The sequence below is a fragment of the Polynucleobacter sp. UK-FUSCHL-C3 genome (assembly GCF_040409815.1).
In the GTDB taxonomy this organism is placed as follows: domain Bacteria; phylum Pseudomonadota; class Gammaproteobacteria; order Burkholderiales; family Burkholderiaceae; genus Polynucleobacter.
Window position 1 is genome coordinate 1,048,833 of the sequence record NZ_CP099959.1, and the last position, 20,919, is coordinate 1,069,751.

Below are 20,919 nucleotides of genomic sequence, written 5' to 3' on the forward strand. Positions count from 1 at the left end.
TTAATTACTAAATTTTTTTAGAGTTGCTGAGGATGAATCATAAAAAGCCTTTAACACTTCTTCTTCTTTTCTTATTAAATCACCAAGTTTTCTCATGTAAGAGTTATATTTATTTACATCAGCATCTTGATTAAAAATAAACTGCTTTTGTTTTGAATCAAAAATCACACTATTGTTTAAAAATAATGGTTGTAGAAAGTTACATAACTCAACTAAAAAAGTACCAACAGATTTTTCAACTGCAACATACTCTTCAAACAGGGAGTCTACTTTCTTAAAAGACACATCAAATGATGAAATTTCTTTTGGAAAATCTGAAGCAATTAAATAGAAAGTTTCTTTATATTTTTGCCTGAAGTCACTCACCTCTTTGTTGTATTGACCCATGAAAATAATAAAATTCTCAGCTTTTTTTCGTCTTACATTAATTTTTTCAATGGTAGAAAATGAATCAATGTCAAAAACTAAATTCTCGTTAAGAGACTTTTCTAGCTTTATTTTTTGAATGTCCATAAAAGCATAGTAGATTTTGACTAGCTTTACAGCTTGACTTATATAGTCTTCATAACTTTTAGCCTTTTTAAAAATTGATAAATCAATTTTTTCATTTGAGGGTTTATCAGATTTGTACGGCTCATCCAATAAAGTTGCTCTTAGTTCATTTTGATTTTCTTGAAGTAAAGACTTTATTTCTGATAAGTTAGATTTGATTGAATAATCTTTATATAAAAAGAAAAGTGAGATGCATAGGGTTATTAAGGCAGAAACTAAGAAAAACTTATACTTTTCGATGTCGGTTCTATTTTTGGAAAGGAAATATGCAATTCCCCAAGACCAAATGCTATATCCAAAAACTCTGCCAACATTTTCAGCACCATTTGTAGTGACAGCAGAAATAATAAAAGCCGCAAGAACAATGACATAATTAAATTTTATTGCTACAAGTTTCTGAATCATTTCTTAAATCCTTTGTATATCCACCCTATAGCAAATCCAAAAGCATACAAACCTGTTATAACTAAAAGATAATAAAAAATTACTAAGAATGAACCTTTAATAAATTCAAATAATGAGTCATATTTTTTAGTTTCAGCCGAAGATAAGTCATTTTTTATGTTTGTTAATCGAGTTGATGCCTCATCGCACTTTCTCTTTTTAACAAGAACAGGGTTATTTAAATTATTTCTTTGCTCCCTTAATGACACTATTTCTCGTTCATTTTGAATAACCTTTCTTTTTGTTTCAGGGTAGTACCAATAGATTGATGTTTTTAATTTTTCGTTTTCATCAGATAAAGCTACCATTCTTTTTTCTATAGATTGTCTTTTTGCTGAGGTTTCCAATAATGCTTCTGTTGCATATTTTTCATTTAATTTACAATCAACCTCAATTTCACTCCATCTAGTCTTGGCATCTATTAAATTTTCATTAATTTTATTTACATTACTTATTCCATAAAATGGATTTGGCATAACCAAATACCAAACTATTAATGTAGGAATAAGAATAAGTATTGAAACTACAATCCAAATTCTTTGCCAACCATTAAAATTTTGAATTTCAGTCTTTGGATTTTTTAGAAAATTTTTAATATTCATTTCTTAGGCATCCTTCCGCCAGCTTTTAAACATTCGTCCAAAGTCTTATAAGGCGTAAACTTTTTGGTCTGCTCATAGTATGTCGTACTTGGAGCATGGCAGATACCAGAATTGCTCATTTTTACGGGTTTTTCCTGAGCCAATACCCCAGTAGATACGAGCAATACGGCAAGGAATGAGAAAGTTTTGCTTTTCATAAGCATTAGGCTAACATATGCTGATAGGGGAAAAACTTATGAAATTACTTAGCTTGCTTTTGTTAGGAACAATCTCCTTAGTGGGTTGTGCAAACAAGCCTTTTCTTTCACAGGCTCAAGTACAGGAAGTGGCGATTACCAACCAATACAACGATGCTCTATTTTTCGCCAATCAATGTATCGACAAATATAAAGATAATCCCGACTTCGTGACTACATACGAGGAAATTAGTGTCAGAGGATTAAATGCATCAAACAGAACTGAACTAATGTCATCCAATAAAAAACTATCAAGCAATCAAAAAAGAGTTTTTCAAAACTTTATTAAATTGCGTGATGAGTGCTCACAAGGTGTATTGAGTCGTTTAAACAGCAGCCCCTTTTACAGCCTATTTCAAAGTAAAGATACTTCACAGGGAATTATTGAGGCTAGCTTGATTGGCGACAAAATTACAATTGGTGACTTTAATGTTAAAAAAATTGAAATAATTCAAAAACTTTCAAATGATGTGGCAGTTCTTCAGCGAAATTTATCCATTCAATTTGGTCAACAACACGCTGCTGAGTGGGCGGCAGAATCGAATAGACGAGCTACCTCTGCAGCAATATGGGCAGGCGGTATGCAGGGCATGGCTAATAGTTTTGGCAATACAGCCCAGTACTTTCAAAATCAAAATCAGCAACTAATGCAGCAAAACCAGTATCGTGCACCCATAAATACAAATTGCCAACCAAATGGTGTTGGTGGATTTAATTGCACTTCAAGATAATGCTAGATTCTGCTAGACTAGATACACATCAAGAGTTTGGCTGTCGCCAACACCAACCTGCAGGCTTTAGTAAGGTGGTAAATCGATGAGGCTCTAGGGCAATCATTAAGCGACAACCCGCCTTTTGGTGGGTTTTTTGTTTTATGGGGGATTTATTCCAACTTCGCCAACCCAAGCACCTTGCTAAATTGGCTAAATCGGAGAGTGATATGAACTACCTTCAAATTAAGAAGTGGCGGAATCAAATAGAAATTAGCCAAGCAAAGGCTGCCGAACTTCTTGGAGTAGATTTAAATACCTACATCAGCTGGGAATCAGGCGAACAGCCAATTAGCCAGTCTGTTGCCAATGCCTGCTCTAACCTCAATACTCGCTATTCAGGTACAGGCGGACAACACAAACTTCTAATCGCTAATATTGATAAATACAAGAGGGCATACAAAGTCTATTTTGGGAATGAACCAACAGGTAAACATTTAGTTCCCGCAGAGTGGCTTACAAGCGGATTTAAGGCGATAGATTTCAGCCCAGCTCTATGAATCGCTAATTGCTGTTCTTAGAAAGTAACAGGTTCAAACTAGTCTTTTTTAGGTACACAAGATGGTACAAAATTTAAAAAATAGATATAAGTGATTGATTTATATGGGATATTGGCGGAGACGAGAGGATTCGAACCTCCGATCCATGTTTTAGCACAGATGCTCCCTTAGCAGGGGAGTGCCTTCGACCAGCTCGGCCACGTCTCCGTATTACTTCACATTGCTGCGTACTACATTACTGTCGCTATTTTACTTCTGATCCAGTTCAAAGGCTTTATGCAGGGCTCTGACCGCAAGTTCCATGTATTTCTCATCAATTACTACCGAGATCTTAATCTCACTGGTGGAGATCATCAAAATGTTGATACCCTCCTCCGATAAGGTTCTGAACATCTTACTGGCTACACCCACATGCGAGCGCATACCGACTCCCACAACCGATACTTTGGATACCTTGGCATCGCCCAAGATATCTTTGGCACCAATATGAGCCTGCACACTCTTCTTTAAGAGGTCTAGTGCCTTTTGATAATCAGCCCTAGGCACCGTGAAGGTGAAATCGGTCTTGGCATCAACCGATTGGTTCTGAATAATCATATCCACATCAATATTGGCATCTGCAATGGGTCCCAAAATCTGATATGCGATACCAGGACGATCTGGTACATCAATCACGGTAATCTTGGCCTCATCGCGAGCGAATGCAATACCCGAAATAACTGCGGCTTCCATAGTGCTGTCCTCTTCAAAGGTAATTAAAGTACCCGACTTCATTTCTTGATCAAGGGGGATTAGGGGATCGGTTAGGGATGACAAAACACGGGTCTTCACTTTGTACTTGCCAGCAAACTCAACCGATCGTATTTGCAAGACCTTGGAACCAAGGCTTGCCATCTCTAACATTTCTTCAAAAGTGATCTTCTCTAAACGCTGTGCGTCTTCGCAGACCCTAGGATCGGTGGTGTAAACCCCATCGACATCGGTATAAATGAGGCACTCATCAGCCTTGAGAGCTGCAGCAACAGCAACAGCCGATGTATCTGAGCCACCACGGCCTAGTGTGGTGACGTTACCATTTGGGTCAACACCCTGAAAACCAGTAATCACTACTGCACGTCCTGCGTTTAGATCGTTCATGATCTTTGCATCATCAATACCCATGATGCGCGCTTTTGTAAATGCAGAATCCGTATGCACGGTGACCTGCCATCCTGCATAGCTCACTGCATCGATACCCTGCTCTTGTAATGCAATCGCTAAGAGACCAGAGCTAACTTGCTCACCCGTAGAGGCAATTTGATCGAGCTCGCGGGGATTGGGGTTGGGACTGAGTTCTTTGGCTAAGCCAAGCAAACGATTGGTCTCACCCGACATTGCCGATGGCACAACCACCACTTGATGACCAGCACGCATCCACTTTGCAACCCGCTTGGCCACATTTTGGATGCGCTCAACGGAGCCCATCGAGGTGCCACCGTATTTATGAACAATTAAAGACATAGTAGATTCTGTAAATACTGCTTGGTTTTCTTAAGTTCTGAAATGCAAAACGTATGATTTTACAGGGTTTTAAGTTCCAGATTGGGCTTTTAGGACCACTCTGGCCAGACCCGCTTGCCGTGTCCGACCAGATGGCTTTGGCTAACACCTAGCCCCTCTACCGCAATCAGCTCCTGATTGATGTACAGGAGCGGGATGTCGCGTTGCCAGGGAGGCACCCCTGCTTCCTGATAAAGCTTCTTGAGACTTTTACTTGGCGTATTGGGCTTGATCTTCAAGCGCTCCCCACCCTCGCGGGCTTTGGTCTCAATGGTCTTTGCGTTAAGTGCCTCTTGATACCAGTCCCAAGGAAGACCAGCTTTTTTAGAGTTTGGGGAGATTGGTAGAAAGATCCACTCGCCTCGTATTGTTTTTTGCTGAGCGCCTGAAGCATCAATCTGTAAAAGCCCACGCCATCCCCGAATCGCTTGTCCATCATGCGCCCAGTGCAAGCGTTGATCGAGACGCATTCCTGAGAGGTCTTGCCACCATGCTTGCAAGCGCTCTTGGGACGGCATCGCTAAGTGATGTTGCTTTAACCAGTAACGCAAGACATTGTTTGCACCAGCCAAATCATTTGCTTGGAGCGCCATTAGCGGAGCAATTTGCAGTGCTCCGTTTTGCATCAGAGATTTTGCATCCGCTTGAGCTAAACGATCTAATAGCGTTTGGGTTTGAGCTAATAACTGGGCACTGCGTGCTAGATTGGCGATGGCACCTGCTTGGATCTTGCTTAAGGCAGGAAGGATCGTTTTACGGAGCGCATTGCGTCGATAGATGGTGTCTTGATTACTAGGATCCTCTACCCATTGCAAGCGCCGTCTCCTGGCATACGCTTCAAGCTCTTCGCGAGTTTGCTCGAGTAATGGTCGCCACAAGGTAATACGCTTGCCGGTAGGACTGCAGAGTTCCTTCTGGGGCCCCATGGCAGATAATCCAGCAGGTCCCGCACCTCGCAGTAATTGCAGCAGCACGGTCTCTGCTTGGTCATTTTGATGATGTGCGAGTAAGAGATGATCCAGATCATGCGCTTCGCATAGATCAAGAAGGGCTTCGTAACGCGCTGAGCGTGCCCGAGCCTCTACATTGCCGGTTTGATCTTGCAAATGCAGGAGACGGAAATCAAAACCAATCTTGTAATGCTTAGCGAGCCTCTCGCAAAAGACGAACCACTGATCGGCCTGCTTTTGTAAACCATGATGAATATGCAATGCAATAAGAGTGTCGTGCGGGTAGGCCTTACAGACCGCATCGAGCAAGACAACCGAATCTAGACCACCACTCAGTGCAATACCGATGCGCTTAGTTGGCTTAGTTGGCTTCTTTGGCTTTAACTTCTTTGAACTGGCCATAACTCATGAACCGTTTATGACGACGATCGAGAAGATCTTTTTCAGCCAGATCTCCTACCTCAGAGAGAGCATGCTTAAGGGCCTTGTTCATACTCTGCATCATGCCTTCGTAATTTCGGTGAGCACCACCAATCGGTTCTGGCACGATGCTATCGATGAGATTGAGTTCCTTTAGTCGCTGGGCGGTCAATGCGAGTTGCTCCGCAGCATCTGGGGCCTTCTCAGCGGTCTTCCATAAGATCGAGGCGCAGCCCTCTGGCGAGATTACCGAATACGTGGAGTATTGCAACATCATTACCATGTCGCCCATCGCAATTGCTAAGGCGCCACCCGAGCCACCTTCGCCAATGATGGTGGTGATGATGGGCACCTTGAGTTCTGCTTGGGTATATAAGTTGTGCCCAATCGCTTCAGATTGATTGCGCTCTTCGGCATCAATCCCTGGAAATGCTCCGGGTGTATCTACAAAAGTAAAGACTGGGAGATGGAACTTCTCAGCAAGTCGCATGATGCGCATGGCCTTACGATATCCCTCAGGACGACTCATACCAAAGTTACGTAGCGCTCGTTCTTTAGTATCTCTACCCTTTTGATGCCCAATCACTATGCAAGGTTTTCCATCAAAACGCGCTAAGCCACAAATCATGGATTGGTCATCGGCAAAAACACGGTCGCCGTGCAACTCATGAAAGTCCGTAAATAAAGCTGCGATGTAATCCAAGGTGTAGGGGCGTTGTGGATGACGCGCGACTTGAGATACCTGCCATGGGCTCAGGTTCTCGTAGAGCTCTTTGGTGAGCTGTTGGCTCTTCTCAGAGAGCGTCTTGAGTTCATCCGAGATGTCGACCGAGGACTCGTCCTGCACAAAGCGCAGTTCCTCGATTTTGGTCTCTAACTCGGCAACCGACTGTTCAAAGTCTAGGAAAGTGGTCTTCATAGCCTAATTTTATGTCTTTTGGGGAATGGTCCCCCAAATTAGTACTCTACGGGTATAGGATCAATGCTGCGCCACATATACCAAGTGGCTACCGTTCTCCATGGGGCCCAATTAGCCCCGACCTCGCGGGCCTCATGACGGCTCACGGGTTCCCCGCTGAAGTAATTAATCGAGATCGCCCGAATCAGGCCAATATCGTCAAGAGGCAGCACATTGGGACGCATGAGATTAAAGATCAGAAACATCTCTGCGGTCCAGCGACCTATCCCCCGGATTGCGCTGAGGTCTTTAATGAGTTCTTCATCATCCATGGTGTGCCATACATCGGTTTGCAAACGCCCATGATGAAAGTGATCGGCTAGGTCCCGAATGTACTCGACCTTGCGGGTCGACAAACCCGATGCGCGCAAGGCCTCTTGTTTGGTCTTAAGAACCTGTGCCGGGGTAACCTCATGCTCAAGGGTCTCTAGAGTGCGATTCCAGACCGACTGGGCAGCAGCCACCGAGATCTGTTGCCCCACGATCGAGCGCGCCAATGTTGTGAATGCATCGCCCCGACTTCCTAAGATGCCGTCACCATACTTTGGTATTAATTTACGAAGAATACGATCTTGCTTCATCAACTCTGCGCATGCCTCATGCCAATAGTCAGGTGAGCTAATACTAGGCTTGCGCCCCACCTTTTTTACAGCAACAGATTTACTAGCTAGTTTGGTATTTGGCATGTCGTTCTTAAGCGCGGCGCCATACTGTGCCGCTGGGTTTATCTTCTAAGACAACGCCATCGTTCAACAGGCGTTCCCGAATCGCATCGGCTTCTTTAAAGTTCTTGGTGAGCTTGGCAGCATGTCGCGCTGCAATCTGCTCCTCAATCTGTGCGGGGCTCATGCCGGTATGCGGTGTCCCACTTTGTAAAAACTCATTGGGAGAGCGTTGCAAAAGGCCAATAAGATCGGCCAAGTGTTTGAGAGTCTGGGAGAGCTCTTGCTTGGTGTTCGCGTCGCTGGCTCGATTAATCTCGCTTGCCAAATCAAAGAGGCTTGCGATCGCCTCGGGGGTGTTGAAATCATCGTTCATAGCATCCCCAAAGCGCTTTACCCATTGTGCGACGGGCTCCGCGTTCTTAGAAGCATGCTGCTCGTTTGTATTGATTGCGGTATATAAACGCACCAAGCCTGTCCTAGCCTCCTCCAACTGACTATCGGAGTAGTTAATAGGGCTTCGATAATGCGCACGCAACATGAAAAAGCGCACAACCTCAGGATCAAATTGTTGTAAAACATCTCGGATTAAGAAGAAGTTGCCTAATGACTTTGACATCTTCTCTTGGTTCACACGTATATGCCCGTTGTGCATCCAGTAGTTTACGAACGGGTTAGTAACCGGCGTTGATCCATACAGAGCGCCTTCGCTCTGGGCAATCTCGTTCTCGTGGTGAGGAAACTGCAGATCAGCCCCTCCCCCATGAATATCAAAATGTTGCCCGAGTAACTCACAAGACATTGCAGAACACTCAATATGCCAACCAGGCCTACCCTCACCCCATGGGGATGCCCAACGCGTATCACTGGGCTCATCGGCTTTGGCGGATTTCCAAAGGACGAAGTCTAGAGGGTCGCGTTTACCACTGCCAATGGCGACGCGCTCACCCGCATTGAGCTCATCGATGGACTTGCCGGATAACTTGCCATAGCTTGGGAACTGACGCACGGCGTAGTTCACATCCCCGTCCTCAGCTTGGTAAGCCATTTGTTGGTCAATCAGACGACCAATCATGCCTTGCATCTGCGCAATGTACTGGGTAGCACGGGGCTCGTGATCGGGAGGCAAGAGCCCAAGGATTTTGGCATCCTCGTGCATTGCATCGATAAAGCGTTGCGTTAAGACAGCAATCGGTTCTTTGTTCTCAAGCGCGCGCTTGATGATCTTGTCATCAATATCAGTGATATTGCGCACGTAGCTCACCTGATAGCCGCTAGCTCGCAACCAGCGAGTCACCATATCAAATACGATCATGACACGGGCATGACCTAAGTGACAGAAATCATAGACGGTCATTCCACAGACATACATGCGCACCTGACCAGCCACAATCGGTTTAAAGATTTCCTTGCTGCGCGATAGGGTGTTGTAGATTGAGAGCGTCATTGAACTTACTTAGACCGAGGAACCTTATAAGACTTTGGAAACATGGAGCATGAATTTGTTAGACTGCTGAGTATATCCAATGAAGTGCCCATTTAGTGATCTCTTTGTAATGACACCATCCCAGACCCGCTCTCCCTTGTTCACTTGGACCCTAAGACTTTTGCTTGGGATTAGCACTTTAAGCCTACTAGCGTGTAGCACTTCGCCAAGTGTCCCTCCAGCGGCAACTGGTGTCCCTCCGCAACCGTATTTAGGTGGGTATGGTCCAACCGATCCACCCCGAATGAGTGCCAATCAAAACCCAGAGACCTCTGCAAATCAATTAGCGGAGACCATCTCGGTGCCCTTTTTGTCCTTCTTGATTATTGAGCCTGATCCGGTGATTAAGAACGCAATTCCAACCCATATTGAGAAGCTGACCAAAGAACGTAAGTTTACTGATGCAATTAAAGCCATTGATGCCGCCTTAGCGAAGTCGCCACGCAATGTCCAATTACGATTCTTGAAAGCCCGCCTACAAATAGAGTTGCGTGATACTGTCTCAGCCAAGAACACTTGGATTGAGATCACCCAACAGTTTCCGGAGCTACCAGAACCCTATAACAATCTTGCCGCACTATCGGCTAATCAAGGCAAATGGATAGAGGCACGTGATTATTTAGAGCTTGCTCTTAAGCTTCGTCCAGACTATGTCACTGCGCAAGGTAATTTAGCTGAGGTTTATTTGCGCCTGAGTGAAACGAATTACCAGAGTGCCAGCAAACTCCAGCCCAATCAGCGAGAATATGGGCTTCGTGCCAAAGCGATTAAAGAGATCCTAAATCCAGTGGCAAAGCCCGCTAATAGACCAACGACTACACCCGGTACTAATCCTAATTCTGCAACCCCTAAACCTTAAGAGAAAGTTCTGTATGCCAAGCGTATTACTCAAAACCAACCATGGCGATATCACCCTAAACTTGGATGCCGCCAAGGCTCCTAAAACTGTTGAAAACTTTTTAGCCTATGTCAAAAGTGGACATTACGATGGCACGATCTTTCATCGCGTAATTGATAACTTCATGATCCAAGGCGGTGGCATGGCCCCAGGTATGAAACAAAAGCCCACCAATGCGGAGATTGAGAACGAAGCCAATAACGGCTTAAAGAACGTGAAGGGTTCGATTGCGATGGCACGAACCAATGAGCCGCATTCTGCCAGCTCTCAGTTCTTTATTAATGTTAATGACAACGATTTCTTGAACCACACTGCGCCAACTCCTCAAGGCTGGGGCTATGCAGTTTTTGGTTCGGTTAGCCATGGCATGGACGTTGTGGAGAAGATCAAAAAAGTGCCTACCGGAAATTCTGGCTACCATCAAGATGTTCCAAATGAGGACGTTGTCATCGAGACGGCTTCTGTAATCGAAGACTAGTTCATGCAAGAACACGCTAGCGCCCTGCTGATCTCAGATCTGCATTTGACCCCGTCAATGCCCTTGACGGCGCAGCGTTTCTTTGACTTTGTCGAGAAGGAAGCCAACCAGGTAGAGTCTGTATTTATCTTGGGTGATCTGTTTGAGTATTGGGTGGGAGATGATGCTGGAGCACGCTCCCCTTTTCAGCAAGAGGTCTTGCGCGCCTTAAGTAATTTATCTAGCAAGGCCAAAACGTATTACATCCATGGTAACCGTGACTTCTTAATTGGTGAGCAGTTCATTCGCAAATCGGGTATGACCTTGTTACCAGACCCTTCTAAGGTAATGATCGCGGGTGATGAATGGGTCATTAGCCATGGTGATGCCTTATGCACCAATGATCTGAGTTATCAGATATTCCGTAAATGGGTTCGTAAGCCTTGGTTACAAAATCTGTTCTTGCGCCTACCCCTTGAGTGGCGACGCAGTATCGCACGTACCCTGCGAACTAACAGTACGGCTAAGTACGATCGTGCGGTTCGTTATACCCCTGAGATGGCTCGGTTCAAGGGTGATGTCACTTTAGTGGCCTGTGCCAACCTCATGGGCTCGTATAGCTCAGAGCGTTTGATCCATGGGCATACGCACCTTCCTGCCCGACATCATGAAAGCATGGGCAATAAAGAGTGGCAGCGTTGGGTACTATCTGACTGGGATCTAGATCATCCTGAGACTGTGTTGCCTAAAGCGAGTGCGCTTCGTATTGACACCAATGGGGTGCGCTATATCGATTTAGTGAAGTCGTCTTAAGCTGATTGACGCGAGTATTTACCCAAGACCTGCGCCATCTGCGCGAAGATACGTGGATTGCCCGCCATAATCTCTCCGCTCTCTAAGAATCCTTCTTCGCCCCGATAGTTACCAACCAAACCACCTGCCTCGGTAATGATGAGTGTGCCGGCAGCCATATCCCAAGGCTTTAACTCGCTTTCAAAGAAGCCGTCATACCGGCCTGCAGCAACATAGGCTAGATCTAATGAAGCAGCGCCGGGGCGGCGTAAGCCTGCGCATTGACGAGTCATGTCCGCAAAGATCTTTAAGTATTGGTCCACATCTTGATCTTGGCGATACGGAAATCCCGTTCCGATTAAAGCGTTCTCTAATTTAATCTGATCAGCTACTCGTAAGCGACGACGATCAACGTAGGCGCCACCACCTTTGCTGGCAGAAAATAACTCGTCACGATTGGGATCATAAATGACCGCTTGCTGCAGTACTCCGTTTACCGACAAGGCAATGGAGATCGCATATTGAGGAAAGCCGTGGATGAAGTTGGTTGTGCCGTCTAGAGGATCAATGATCCAAATATGATCGGAGTTATTTAACAACTCACCAGACTCTTCGGCCAAAAACCCATGATTGGGGTAGGCCTCACTGAGGGTCTCGATGATGACCTCTTCGGCCGCTTTGTCCACTTCGGTCACAAAATCGTTATGTTGCTTACGATCGATTTGCAAGCGCTCCAAATTAAGTGAAGCGCGATTAATAATCGTTGCGGCACGGCGTGCGGCCTTCACGGCCACGTTTAACATGGGGTGCATAATCAGTGGACAAATTAAATAAGAACAAGCTCCAGAGACATAAAAGGGTGCACTGCAAAGAGGTCTTAAATTACTTACACTGACATCTTTTGCATGAACGTGCTTTTAAGTTCCAAAGCGGAATGACATTATTTTAATCGAATTGGGATCGATGACCAAAAACTCATTTTCTGTGCATTGCGATCAGGTCCGTTGGGTCTTAGTCGAAACTAGTCATGCGGGCAATGTGGGCTCGACCGCCCGCGCCCTCAAAACCATGGGCTTTGAGCACTTACACCTAGTTCGTCCACGGCAAGACAGAATGCATGAGGATGCTGAAGCAATCGCCTTAGCCAGCGGTGCTAGCGATGTATTGGCTAAGACTATTGTTACCCAATCCCTCTCTCTATCACTCCAGAATTGCAGTGTTGTTCTCGGTTTAAGCAGTCGTGACCGCGAGTTTGGTCCTCCCGCCTTAGACTGGAATAGTGGTTTAGATCTTTTGCTCGATGCTGTGAGTAACCAGCAATCGGTTGCAATGGTCTTTGGTCCAGAGCGCACTGGTCTAGAGAACGAAGATCTGGCTTTTTGTACACACAGGGTTTATTTGCCTGCTAACCCTGACTACCCCTCCCTCAATCTGGCGCAGGCTATAATGGTCTGTGCCTTTGGCTTACGCCAAGCCCTTGTGCAAGGGCATGAGCATATCCCCCAGACCGATCCTGCCGAGCTTGCCGATCCGATTGCGGTAGCAGCAATGCTAGAACATTGGCAAGCAGGGCTTGAGGCCATCGGGTATTTGGATCCTAATCATCCCAAGAAATTAATGCCGCGCCTGCAGTCTTTATTTGCAAGAGCGCATTTACGCAAAGAGGAGATTGATCTCCTGCGGGGGATTGCGAAACAGATGATCCTGAGGAAATAGCACTCTCCCATTACACTAATGGGATGCTGAGCTCATTACTCGAAGACGTCGATGCCATTATTGCGCGGGATCCTGCCGCCCGGCATCGTCTCGAGGTCATCACCTGCTACCCAGGCCTTCATGCCATTTGGCTGCATCGCCTCAATCACGCACTCTGGAACTTAGGGCTTAAATGGCCCGCTCGGTTCTTGGCGTCCATAGCTCGCTTTTTGACCAATATTGAGATCCACCCCGGAGCGCGTCTTGGGCGTCGGGTGTTCTTAGACCATGGTCTTGGCATCGTCATTGGCGAGACCGCCGAGATTGGGGATGACAGCACCATCTATCAAGGGGTCACTCTAGGTGGCACCTCGCTCTATAAAGGGGTGAAGCGTCACCCTACTTTGGGCAAAGGGGTCGTGGTGAGCGCCGGGGCTAAGGTCTTAGGAGGATTTACGGTGGGAGATGGCGCCCGGATTGGATCGAATGCGGTGGTTTTAAAAGAGATCCCAGCGGGAGCCACAGCAGTTGGTGTGCCAGCACGTATCTTGCATCCCGATCTTCCCAAAGATGCAAGCGATGCCAGTAAGGCTAGTTTCTCGGCCTATGGCATTACGCCTAATGCTGATGATCCAGTATCACTGGCGCTTAAGAGTTTGATCGATGCAACGATCGAGCAAGAGAACAAGATCAAGGCACTTGAGGAAGCGATTGCTAAATTGGGTGGGAAAGCCAGCGATGATCATGGCCATCAAGAGACCAAGCGAGAGCTTGACGCAATCAAGCAACTTCTTAAAGAGTAGTTTGCTTTAATGTAAGGTGCGGGGGCTAGTACCAGATCCTTTGGCCTCGCCACCATTCCGATCTAACTCATCCAGATCGTCTTCATCGGCGAGATCAAGACCAAAGCCATCTTCATCCTGTGGGTGCTGATTAGCAATCTCGTCATCGGTTGCTTGGCGAACATCTTCAACCTGTAACCAAAAACGCAGAGCCATTCCAGCCAAGGGATGATTACCATCTAAGACCACTTGTTTATCGGCGAGCTCGGTCACCGTATAAATTAAGGTATCAATCTCTTCATCGTCCTCATCTTCTTCTTCATCGGCCTCTAGAATCTCATCCTCTGATAATTCTTCGGGTACTCCTTCAAACTGCATCCCGATCTCGAGAGGTTCGGGGAAGCGCTCGCGCGGTTCTATTTTGAGTAGATTGGGATCGTACTCCCCAAACGCATCGTGGGGCTCTAGTTGCGCAGTGGTCTCGAAACCAACATCCTTCCCATCGAGTAAGCTCTCGATCTTTGGGAAGGTGCCCGAGTACCCGCCATGAAGGTATACCATGACGGTATCGGGTTCTTCGATAATGTTGTTTTGTGCATCGCTGAGTTTGTAACGGAGAGAAACGATGGTATTTTTTTCAATCTTCATAGCGATGTAGTTCCTGAATAAGGCTATTTTACTTGACTAAGACCGATTCAATCTATGAGGTGCCTCGGGCCCCAGCCCAGCTTCCCCTCGATGAGCCCTGGGCGCTTTTGGGCCAGCGAAGCCCTAATGCCTTTATGCGGGACTATTGGCATAAGCGCCCCTTGCTGGTCCGCCATGCAATCCCCAGTTTTGCACTTGCAAAAGCTCAGGGACAAGCTCTGCAAAGCTCCATTTCTGCGAATGTCTTGTTTGGCTTTGCCGGTAACGATGGCAATGAATCTCGCTTAGTAAAGGCCAAGCCTTGGCAACTAGAGCATGGGCCCTTTCGTAAGGGGCAGATCCCATCCTTAAAGTCCAATGACTGGACTTTATTGGTCCAAGGGGTCGAGGCACGGCACCCTGCGGCTGCTAATGTCTTATCGTGGTTTAGGTTTATTCCGGATGCTCGTCTTGATGATCTGATGATTAGCATTGCTGGTGTTGGTGGTGGCGTTGGTCCCCATGTCGACTCCTACGATGTCTTTTTGATCCAGATGGAGGGTCGGCGCCGTTGGAAGATATCCGCACAATCCGATTTATCACTCCGGGACGATCTACCCCTCAAAATCTTGGCGCGCTTTGAGGCAAAAGAAGATTGGGTTCTGGAGCCTGGAGATCTTCTATATCTTCCTCCTCACATTGCGCATGAAGGTATTGCCTTAGATGCGGGCTGTCAGACCTGGTCAGTGGGCTTTCGATCGCCAAGCTATCGCGAGCTTTTGCAAGAGGGTTTATGGCGTCTTGCAGAATCCCTTGAAGATGACCCCGAACTCGCCACGATTTATGCAGATCCTCTACAAGGCGCCACCAAGGATCCGGCAGTTTTACCAAGACTCCTAGAAGAGCAGATTAGCAAACACGTTCGTAAACTGGCATTGGGTGAAGGTAAGGAGTATCTTCGAGGAATCAGCGCCTATCTAAGCGAGCCTAAGCCTCAGGCCGTTTTTGAGGGTCCGCATGATGCAATGATGCCGAAGGCATTTTGGCAAACACTCTATTCCAAGACCCTTGTTCCCCATCCGCAGACTCGCCTCCTAATTTGGGGGGATGAAGTCTTTTGCAATGGCGAGGCGGTATCCCGTGGGCAAACTCCAGCAGTTCAAAAAGCTTGGAAAGAGCTTGCTAGATTACATACCCTAGCCCTAGGGCGTAGGGCTAAAAAATCAAGCAAAAATAAGGTCTTAATGGATACAAATCCAGAAAAGTGGATGTCTGGGGAGAACTCTCTTTATGAGGCCTACTGCTCCGGCTGGTTAATCTGGATCTAAGCCCATCAGAGCAATCTTTGCCTATCTGAGACCCAATGAAATAATTAGTAATCGGTTGCTATAATCCACAGTGGATTTAATTTGGGATTACCCAAAGTGTCTCCAATTAGGTCCTACAACAATTACCGGTAATTGCTGTAAATCGGATGTATATCGTCTTTAATTTAAAGGAAATAATAATGAAGAAGTCACTACTCTTGGCCGCTATGTTGGCCGTTGCTTTGTCTGCTTGCGGTAAGAAAGAAGAAGCTAAGCCAGCTGCTGCTCCAGCCGCTCCTGCTGCTCCTGCTGCTGATGCTAAGCCAGCTGACGCTGCTCCTGCCGCCGCTCCTGCTGCACCTGCTGCTGCTCCAGCTCCTGCTGCTGCACCTGCTGCTCCAGCAAAGAAGTAATTCTGAGGCTGTAGTAAGAAAGGCACTCGTTTGAGTGCCTTTTTTTATTTCTTATGATTGTTATTGGTTGTTTATCAGCTCGTTACTTAATAAGCTGTCGATCTAGTGTCGTTAAGAGCTGATTGCCTGTCGCCGTATTCTCGGGTTTGCCATCAGCATCCTGCACCAAAACCACAATTTGGTTCTCACCTCGTGCTTGAACAACTACTCGGTAGACCTTGGCTTTTTTATCAGCATCGTTGCTCTTTCCAAAGGTGCGACCAAACCAACCCCTGCTATCCCCTAACTCCTTCGGATTAACATAGCGGACAAAGTAAATTCCTTTAGAGCGATCGCGATCATCGACCGTAAAGTTCGATCGATCGAGCGCCAAACCTACATCGCGCCAAGCACGATCAAAACTCTGTGACATCTCAATACGGGTGGCTGGACCATCCACAATTAATTTTGCCCGAGGGGTCTTTGATACAACTGTAGCCCCTGCAATCTGAGCCTTTGCTTGCTCTTGGGTCATTCCCAAACGCTCCATGAGGCGGGTTAAGAAAATCGCCTCCAGCTCTGGGTCAGAAGGACGAATTGTCCAGCTTGTAGAAATCGTTGTGCCTGTATCTTTTAAGGGAACCTCAATTGCCCCCTTATGAGAAATATAAATCTCAGTCACCTCAGGTTTTTGAACCTCAAGGCGGGTTCTAAACTTATCACGCTCGCCCGAGTCATACAACGAGTCAAGGACCTTGCCCAAGGTTCTCCGAATAATGTCTTGGGGGATCTTGGTACGATTCTCCGCCCAATCGGTTTCCATGATTCCGGTGGATGGAGAGTCAATTAGGAGTAAAAATCCGTTCTCTTGCCAAAAATCCTTTATTTGGGGATAGAGGGTTGCCGCTGATTTATCTACAACCAACCAACGCTTGTCGCCATCGCGCTCGATTTTCATCCCCGGTATACCGGTCAAAACGTTTGTGCGCATCTGCGATGATTTTTTAACCGCTTGGCTGTACTCGGACATCGTGGCAGTGCCATCTTGCACGATATAGCGACGATCGGCCTGAGCAGTAATGAGGTCTGGTGGTAGGGCTAAATTAGGCCCACGAAGCTCGCCCTGCTTTTTATAGTCCACCTTATCGCTAGCGGTCATGCTACTAAAGCTACTGCAGGCGCTTAAGCCGAGAGCTAGTAGGCTTATGAAAGAGGATTGGATTGCAAAACGCATTAGTCTCTTATGTCTTTCGTGTAACGATGAAATGCTCATACCAAACCTGCATTTTGCAAAGCCTGCTTTAGGGGCTCTCGCAAGTCTTGGCTAAGCGGGGTTAATGGTAAACGAATCCCCGCCTCCATTTTGCCCATCTGATGCAATGCCCACTTTACAGGAATGGGGTTGGCCTCGATGAACATCATCTTATGCACTGCTAATAATTGATATTGAATACTGCGGGCCTTTTGAGTATCCCCTGCAATGGCAGCTTTACAGAGCGCACTCATCAAACGGGGTGCCACATTGGCGGTTACGGAGATATTGCCATGACCGCCCATGAGCATGAGGAAGATGGCGGTTAGATCATCTCCTGAGTACACGGCAAAGTGATCCAGTTTTTTACTCTTGAGTTCCGCAAGCAAGAATGAGCCGCGCTCTAAATTACCAGTGGCATCCTTAATACCGATAACACCAGGAACTTGTGCCAAGCGGATAGTAGTGTCATTGGATAGATCGGCAACCGTACGGCCTGGCACGTTGTACAAAATAACTGGGAGATCTACTTTCTCAGCGATAGTCTTAAAGTGCGCATACATGCCATCTTGTGTTGGCTTGTTGTAATACGGTACCACTTGCAAACTGGCGTTTGCTCCCACCTTTTTGGCAAACTCGGTTAACTCAATGGCCTCGCGTGTGGAATTTCCACCAGTACCGGCAATCACTGATATACGACCTTTAATCTGCTCTACGGCTACGCGGATTAACTCGCAATGCTCCTCAACTGATACCGTGGGTGACTCGCCACTAGTACCCACAATCACAATCGCATCAGTACCTTCTGCAACATGCCAATCTAATAGCGAACGCAAGGCAGGATAGTCTAGGCTGCCGTCTTCATGCATCGGGGTTGCAATCGCAACCATACTACCGGTCATCAATTGGGTCATGGGGTTTTAGAGAATTAATCTACTGGGGTTCTTAAGCTTGAAATTGTAACGGATGGCGTATTTTAGGGGCTCCACGGCACGCACAAAGGCTTTGAACCATGGCTGGTTTGGGTCTTTCTACAAAACCGTCTCGATAGGCGACCACATGGAGTTGATGTTTTTGGGCTAACTCCAATAACTCACCGTGACGCAGTAAAAATGCTGGGTTCGAAGGTTTACCGAACTCTGCATTGCCAATGGCAAAGGTCTCGTACAGCAAGATGCCGCCCTCTTCTAAAAGGGTTGGCAAGAGATCCAAATAAGGGCGATAAAGGTAGTTCGTGACAATAATGGCGTCCCAGCGCCCAAACTCTGCTTCAGGGAGGACCCAATGATCACCCTCTAGGTCAAGTGGTAGAGTTTTAACCAAGCGATACTTGATCTTGGCTAAAGAGTCTGGATCACGATCAACAGCAAGAACTGTATGGCCTTGATCAGCCAAGTATCGTGCATGACGCCCGCCACCACATGCTAGATCTAAGACCTTAGCACCAGGTTTTAATAGCCCAGCATAGTGAGCAATCCAAGAAGAGACTACATCAAGCTCTGCGTGCACTGCGGGGTCGGTATTAATCAAAGTCGAGGCCCATGGCCTCACGCACATCGCGCATGGTCTCTTGCGCTACTTTGCGAGCCTTATCAGAGCCATCGGCAATGATCGAACGTAAGAGGCTAGGATCATCTAAGTATTGCTGAGCACGCTCAAACATGGGTTGCTGTTCACGTAAGATCGCATCAATCACTGGTTGCTTGCAATCTAAGCAGCCAATACCTGCAGATTTACAACCCTTCTCTGCCCAATCTTTAGTGGCTTGGTCTGAGTACACCTGATGGAACTGCCATAAAGGACAGTTTGCGGGATTGCCTGGGTCGGTTCGTCGCACTCGGGCTGGATCGGTAGGCATGGTACGCACCAAACGAACAACCTCCTCAGGCGCCTCGCGGATACTGATAGTGTTGCCATACGACTTCGACATCTTCTGGCCATCGAGTCCGGGCATGCGCGATGCTGATGTAAGCAAGGCTTGGGGCTCTACCAAAATAATTTTGCGGGCGCCCTCTAAGTAACCAAAGAGGCGCTCCCGATCTCCCATCGACAAACTCTGTGACTCTTGCAACATCGCTTGCGCTTGCAATAAAGCCTCATCCTCACCACGCTCTTGATAAGCGGTGCGTAGTTCTGCATAAAGTTTGGCGCGCTTGCTACCTAATTTTTTAACTGCCTCTAAGGCCTTCTCCTCAAAGCCGGGTTCACGACCATACAAATAATTAAAGCGTCGGGCTACTTCGCGGGTCATCTCCACATGGGGTACTTGATCCTCGCCCACGGGGACATGCAAAGCACGATAGATCAAAATATCGGCTGCCTGCAGCAATGGGTATCCTAAGAATCCGTAGGTTTGCAGATCTTTCTCTTTGAGTTTCTCGATTTGGTCTTTATAGGTGGGCACTCTCTCGAGCCATCCTAATGGGGTACCCATCGCTAACAACAAGAACAGTTCTGAATGCTCAGGCACTCGACTCTGTATAAATAAAGTGGCTTGATTAGGATCGACTCCAGCTGCCAACCAATCGATCACCATCTCCCAAACCGACTCCTGAATAACCTCAGGGGTCTCATAGTGAGTAGTTAAGGCATGCCAATCCGCCACAAAGAAGAAACAGGGGTACTCAGCTTGGAGACGAACCCAATTTTTTAAGACCCCGTGGTAATGGCCCAGATGCAAGGCACCCGTTGGGCGCATACCAGAAAGAACGCGTTCAGCAAACATAGGGAGGATTGTCGCTTATTTAATGAAAGACCGACCAGATCGGCTTTAGATGCTCTGGTAGATGCGGTAGTAAGCCTAGATCGATATTACTCTCGTGCGGATCATGAAAATCTGAACCGCGCGAGGCCATAAATCCGTAACGCTCGGCAATCTTGGCATAGGTTTTGTATTGATCTGGGCTATGACTTCCGGTAACGACTTCAATTCCACTGCCACCCAAGTCTTTAAAGCGAGCATAAAGCTCATCCATCTGCATCGTATTGAGTTTGTATCGCCCAGGATGCGCGATCACTGCCTCGCCACCCGCCCCCCGAATCCAGCTCACTGCCTCATCGAGACTAGCCCAGCGATGCGATACATAACCTGGCTTACCAGCGATCAAGTATTTACGGAACACCTCATCCATATTGCTGCATATTTTTTGTTCTACCAAGAATCTGGCAAAGTGCGTACGGGCAATCAACTCCGGGTTGCCAGCAAAATGCAGAGCGCCTTCGTAACTATTTTGGATGCCAGCTTGCTCGAGTTGCGCAGCCATTTGACGTGCACGTAGACCACGACCATCCCGAGTCGCACGCAAGCCCTCTTCCAGAACAGCATTGGATTGATCAAGACCAAGGCCCACAATATGGACCGTTTGGTTCATCCAACTAATCGAGATCTCAACCCCAGCGAGATAGGTCATGCCAAGGTTTTCAGCGGCAAGACGCGCGCGCTCTTGCCCACCCAAAACATCATGATCGGTCAGTGACCAAACCTGAACCCCATTTTGGTGAGCACGAAGGGCTAACTCTTCAGGACTTAAGGTTCCATCCGAAATAATCGAGTGGCAATGCAAATCGGCATTCAGTGGCGCAGTTTGGCTCATACCTC

General features: G+C 47.0%; 23 protein-coding genes, 1 tRNA gene and 1 riboswitch. Of the genes, 9 read left to right on the top strand and 15 right to left on the bottom strand.

Annotation, left to right across the window (positions count from 1 at the left end):
- Both NKE59_RS05295 and NKE59_RS05300 read right to left on the bottom strand, forming a co-directional pair.
- Complete coding sequence (locus NKE59_RS05295) at positions 1-957, bottom strand: hypothetical protein (RefSeq protein ID WP_353437920.1); 957 nt, start codon at positions 955-957, stop codon at positions 1-3.
- On the bottom strand, positions 954-1,598 hold the full coding sequence (locus tag NKE59_RS05300) for a hypothetical protein (RefSeq protein ID WP_353437921.1): 645 nt from the start codon (positions 1,596-1,598) through the stop codon (positions 954-956). Before NKE59_RS05300 ends, NKE59_RS05295 begins: the two co-directional genes overlap by 4 nt.
- Before the next feature lie 235 nt (positions 1,599-1,833).
- Between NKE59_RS05300 and NKE59_RS05305 the strand changes: the two genes are divergently transcribed.
- A complete protein-coding gene (locus tag NKE59_RS05305) occupies positions 1,834-2,565 on the top strand; it encodes a hypothetical protein (protein WP_353437922.1) in 732 nt (243 codons plus the stop codon).
- Between the two features lie 20 nt (positions 2,566-2,585).
- A riboswitch (SAM-I-IV-variant riboswitch) is annotated at positions 2,586-2,681 on the top strand.
- A 93-nt stretch (positions 2,682-2,774) separates the two neighbouring features.
- Positions 2,775-3,104: a helix-turn-helix transcriptional regulator gene (locus tag NKE59_RS05310; RefSeq protein WP_353437923.1), complete on the top strand. Its 330-nt coding sequence runs from the start codon at positions 2,775-2,777 to the stop codon at positions 3,102-3,104.
- A gap of 112 nt (positions 3,105-3,216) precedes the next feature.
- Here NKE59_RS05310 and NKE59_RS05315 read toward each other — a convergent pair.
- From NKE59_RS05315 to cysS, 6 genes are all read right to left on the bottom strand, one after another.
- A tRNA-Ser gene (locus NKE59_RS05315) sits at positions 3,217-3,311 on the bottom strand.
- A 42-nt stretch (positions 3,312-3,353) separates the two neighbouring features.
- Positions 3,354-4,604 (bottom strand): aspartate kinase, encoded by a 1,251-nt coding sequence (locus NKE59_RS05320; protein ID WP_353437924.1) that lies wholly within the window; start codon positions 4,602-4,604, stop codon positions 3,354-3,356.
- A gap of 89 nt (positions 4,605-4,693) precedes the next feature.
- Positions 4,694-5,995 (bottom strand): tRNA lysidine(34) synthetase TilS, encoded by a 1,302-nt coding sequence (tilS, locus tag NKE59_RS05325; protein ID WP_353437925.1) that lies wholly within the window; start codon positions 5,993-5,995, stop codon positions 4,694-4,696.
- Positions 5,955-6,932: an acetyl-CoA carboxylase carboxyltransferase subunit alpha gene (locus NKE59_RS05330; RefSeq protein WP_353437926.1), complete on the bottom strand. Its 978-nt coding sequence runs from the start codon at positions 6,930-6,932 to the stop codon at positions 5,955-5,957. Before NKE59_RS05330 ends, tilS begins: the two co-directional genes overlap by 41 nt.
- Positions 6,933-6,970: 38 nt before the next feature.
- Positions 6,971-7,657 (bottom strand): DNA-3-methyladenine glycosylase, encoded by a 687-nt coding sequence (locus NKE59_RS05335; RefSeq protein ID WP_353437927.1) that lies wholly within the window; start codon positions 7,655-7,657, stop codon positions 6,971-6,973.
- Positions 7,658-7,664: 7 nt separating this feature from the next.
- Complete coding sequence (cysS, locus tag NKE59_RS05340) at positions 7,665-9,080, bottom strand: cysteine--tRNA ligase (RefSeq protein ID WP_353437928.1); 1,416 nt, start codon at positions 9,078-9,080, stop codon at positions 7,665-7,667.
- Positions 9,081-9,189: 109 nt separating this feature from the next.
- Here cysS and NKE59_RS05345 point away from each other — a divergent pair, with 109 nt between their 5' ends.
- Genes NKE59_RS05345 through NKE59_RS05355 form a run of 3 tightly spaced genes read left to right on the top strand, consistent with a single transcriptional unit; the run spans position 9,190 to position 11,287 of the window.
- Positions 9,190-9,978, top strand: a complete 789-nt coding sequence (locus NKE59_RS05345) for a tetratricopeptide repeat protein (protein WP_353437929.1) — start codon at positions 9,190-9,192, stop codon at positions 9,976-9,978.
- 13 nt (positions 9,979-9,991) lie between these two features.
- Entirely contained in the window at positions 9,992-10,495 is a 504-nt protein-coding gene (locus NKE59_RS05350; protein WP_353437930.1) for a peptidylprolyl isomerase, read from the top strand.
- 3 nt (positions 10,496-10,498) lie between these two features.
- Positions 10,499-11,287 carry a UDP-2,3-diacylglucosamine diphosphatase gene (locus NKE59_RS05355; RefSeq protein ID WP_353437931.1) on the top strand — a complete coding sequence of 263 codons (789 nt, stop codon included), beginning with the start codon at positions 10,499-10,501 and terminating at the stop codon, positions 11,285-11,287.
- Here NKE59_RS05355 and NKE59_RS05360 read toward each other — a convergent pair.
- On the bottom strand, positions 11,284-12,078 hold the full coding sequence (locus tag NKE59_RS05360) for an inositol monophosphatase family protein (protein ID WP_353437932.1): 795 nt from the start codon (positions 12,076-12,078) through the stop codon (positions 11,284-11,286). The genes NKE59_RS05355 and NKE59_RS05360 overlap by 4 nt on opposite strands.
- A 151-nt stretch (positions 12,079-12,229) precedes the next feature.
- On the opposite strand from NKE59_RS05360, the gene NKE59_RS05365 reads away from it, so the two are divergent.
- Together NKE59_RS05365 and cysE are read left to right on the top strand one after the other, a co-directional pair.
- Positions 12,230-12,982: an RNA methyltransferase gene (locus tag NKE59_RS05365; protein ID WP_353437933.1), complete on the top strand. Its 753-nt coding sequence runs from the start codon at positions 12,230-12,232 to the stop codon at positions 12,980-12,982.
- Between the two features lie 23 nt (positions 12,983-13,005).
- Positions 13,006-13,764 carry a serine O-acetyltransferase gene (gene cysE, locus NKE59_RS05370; protein WP_353437934.1) on the top strand — a complete coding sequence of 253 codons (759 nt, stop codon included), beginning with the start codon at positions 13,006-13,008 and terminating at the stop codon, positions 13,762-13,764.
- A gap of 6 nt (positions 13,765-13,770) precedes the next feature.
- Here the strand turns inward: cysE and NKE59_RS05375 are convergent, their stop codons facing one another.
- Positions 13,771-14,391 carry a peptidylprolyl isomerase gene (locus tag NKE59_RS05375; RefSeq protein ID WP_353437935.1) on the bottom strand — a complete coding sequence of 207 codons (621 nt, stop codon included), beginning with the start codon at positions 14,389-14,391 and terminating at the stop codon, positions 13,771-13,773.
- Positions 14,392-14,423: 32 nt separating this feature from the next.
- Here NKE59_RS05375 and NKE59_RS05380 point away from each other — a divergent pair, with 32 nt between their 5' ends.
- Together NKE59_RS05380 and NKE59_RS05385 are read left to right on the top strand one after the other, a co-directional pair.
- On the top strand, positions 14,424-15,698 hold the full coding sequence (locus tag NKE59_RS05380) for a cupin domain-containing protein (RefSeq protein ID WP_353437936.1): 1,275 nt from the start codon (positions 14,424-14,426) through the stop codon (positions 15,696-15,698).
- Between the two features lie 179 nt (positions 15,699-15,877).
- Positions 15,878-16,090, top strand: coding sequence for a hypothetical protein (locus NKE59_RS05385; protein ID WP_353437937.1), 213 nt, complete (start codon positions 15,878-15,880; stop codon positions 16,088-16,090).
- A gap of 82 nt (positions 16,091-16,172) precedes the next feature.
- Here NKE59_RS05385 and bamC read toward each other — a convergent pair whose 3' ends face one another.
- Genes bamC through NKE59_RS05410 form a run of 5 tightly spaced genes read right to left on the bottom strand, consistent with a single transcriptional unit; the run spans position 16,173 to position 20,914 of the window.
- On the bottom strand, positions 16,173-17,303 hold the full coding sequence (gene bamC / locus NKE59_RS05390; RefSeq protein WP_353437938.1) for an outer membrane protein assembly factor BamC: 1,131 nt from the start codon (positions 17,301-17,303) through the stop codon (positions 16,173-16,175).
- Positions 17,304-17,338: 35 nt separating this feature from the next.
- Positions 17,339-18,235, bottom strand: coding sequence for a 4-hydroxy-tetrahydrodipicolinate synthase (gene dapA / locus NKE59_RS05395; protein ID WP_353437939.1), 897 nt, complete (start codon positions 18,233-18,235; stop codon positions 17,339-17,341).
- A 31-nt stretch (positions 18,236-18,266) separates the two neighbouring features.
- Complete coding sequence (locus NKE59_RS05400) at positions 18,267-18,851, bottom strand: methyltransferase domain-containing protein (protein ID WP_353437940.1); 585 nt, start codon at positions 18,849-18,851, stop codon at positions 18,267-18,269.
- Positions 18,844-20,046, bottom strand: coding sequence for a tryptophan--tRNA ligase (locus NKE59_RS05405; RefSeq protein ID WP_353437941.1), 1,203 nt, complete (start codon positions 20,044-20,046; stop codon positions 18,844-18,846). Before NKE59_RS05405 ends, NKE59_RS05400 begins: the two co-directional genes overlap by 8 nt.
- A 19-nt stretch (positions 20,047-20,065) precedes the next feature.
- Positions 20,066-20,914, bottom strand: a complete 849-nt coding sequence (locus tag NKE59_RS05410) for a 3',5'-nucleoside bisphosphate phosphatase (RefSeq protein ID WP_353437942.1) — start codon at positions 20,912-20,914, stop codon at positions 20,066-20,068.
- Positions 20,915-20,919 lie beyond the last annotated feature (5 nt).

Bases quoted from the DNA above. Each gene is read 5' to 3' on its own strand.
- NKE59_RS05295 (WP_353437920.1), bottom strand. From the start codon at position 957: ATGATTCAGAAACTTGTAGCAATAAAATTTAATTATGTCATTGTTCTT.
- NKE59_RS05300 (WP_353437921.1), bottom strand. From the start codon at position 1,598: ATGAATATTAAAAATTTTCTAAAAAATCCAAAGACTGAAATTCAAAAT.
- NKE59_RS05305 (WP_353437922.1), top strand. From the start codon at position 1,834: ATGAAATTACTTAGCTTGCTTTTGTTAGGAACAATCTCCTTAGTGGGT.
- NKE59_RS05310 (WP_353437923.1), top strand. From the start codon at position 2,775: ATGAACTACCTTCAAATTAAGAAGTGGCGGAATCAAATAGAAATTAGC.
- NKE59_RS05320 (WP_353437924.1), bottom strand. From the start codon at position 4,604: ATGTCTTTAATTGTTCATAAATACGGTGGCACCTCGATGGGCTCCGTT.
- tilS (WP_353437925.1), bottom strand. From the start codon at position 5,995: ATGGCCAGTTCAAAGAAGTTAAAGCCAAAGAAGCCAACTAAGCCAACT.
- NKE59_RS05330 (WP_353437926.1), bottom strand. From the start codon at position 6,932: ATGAAGACCACTTTCCTAGACTTTGAACAGTCGGTTGCCGAGTTAGAG.
- NKE59_RS05335 (WP_353437927.1), bottom strand. From the start codon at position 7,657: ATGCCAAATACCAAACTAGCTAGTAAATCTGTTGCTGTAAAAAAGGTG.
- cysS (WP_353437928.1), bottom strand. From the start codon at position 9,080: ATGACGCTCTCAATCTACAACACCCTATCGCGCAGCAAGGAAATCTTT.
- NKE59_RS05345 (WP_353437929.1), top strand. From the start codon at position 9,190: ATGACACCATCCCAGACCCGCTCTCCCTTGTTCACTTGGACCCTAAGA.
- NKE59_RS05350 (WP_353437930.1), top strand. From the start codon at position 9,992: ATGCCAAGCGTATTACTCAAAACCAACCATGGCGATATCACCCTAAAC.
- NKE59_RS05355 (WP_353437931.1), top strand. From the start codon at position 10,499: ATGCAAGAACACGCTAGCGCCCTGCTGATCTCAGATCTGCATTTGACC.
- NKE59_RS05360 (WP_353437932.1), bottom strand. From the start codon at position 12,078: ATGCACCCCATGTTAAACGTGGCCGTGAAGGCCGCACGCCGTGCCGCA.
- NKE59_RS05365 (WP_353437933.1), top strand. From the start codon at position 12,230: ATGACCAAAAACTCATTTTCTGTGCATTGCGATCAGGTCCGTTGGGTC.
- cysE (WP_353437934.1), top strand. From the start codon at position 13,006: ATGCTGAGCTCATTACTCGAAGACGTCGATGCCATTATTGCGCGGGAT.
- NKE59_RS05375 (WP_353437935.1), bottom strand. From the start codon at position 14,391: ATGAAGATTGAAAAAAATACCATCGTTTCTCTCCGTTACAAACTCAGC.
- NKE59_RS05385 (WP_353437937.1), top strand. From the start codon at position 15,878: ATGAAGAAGTCACTACTCTTGGCCGCTATGTTGGCCGTTGCTTTGTCT.
- bamC (WP_353437938.1), bottom strand. From the start codon at position 17,303: ATGCGTTTTGCAATCCAATCCTCTTTCATAAGCCTACTAGCTCTCGGC.
- dapA (WP_353437939.1), bottom strand. From the start codon at position 18,235: ATGACCCAATTGATGACCGGTAGTATGGTTGCGATTGCAACCCCGATG.
- NKE59_RS05405 (WP_353437941.1), bottom strand. From the start codon at position 20,046: ATGTTTGCTGAACGCGTTCTTTCTGGTATGCGCCCAACGGGTGCCTTG.
- NKE59_RS05410 (WP_353437942.1), bottom strand. From the start codon at position 20,914: ATGAGCCAAACTGCGCCACTGAATGCCGATTTGCATTGCCACTCGATT.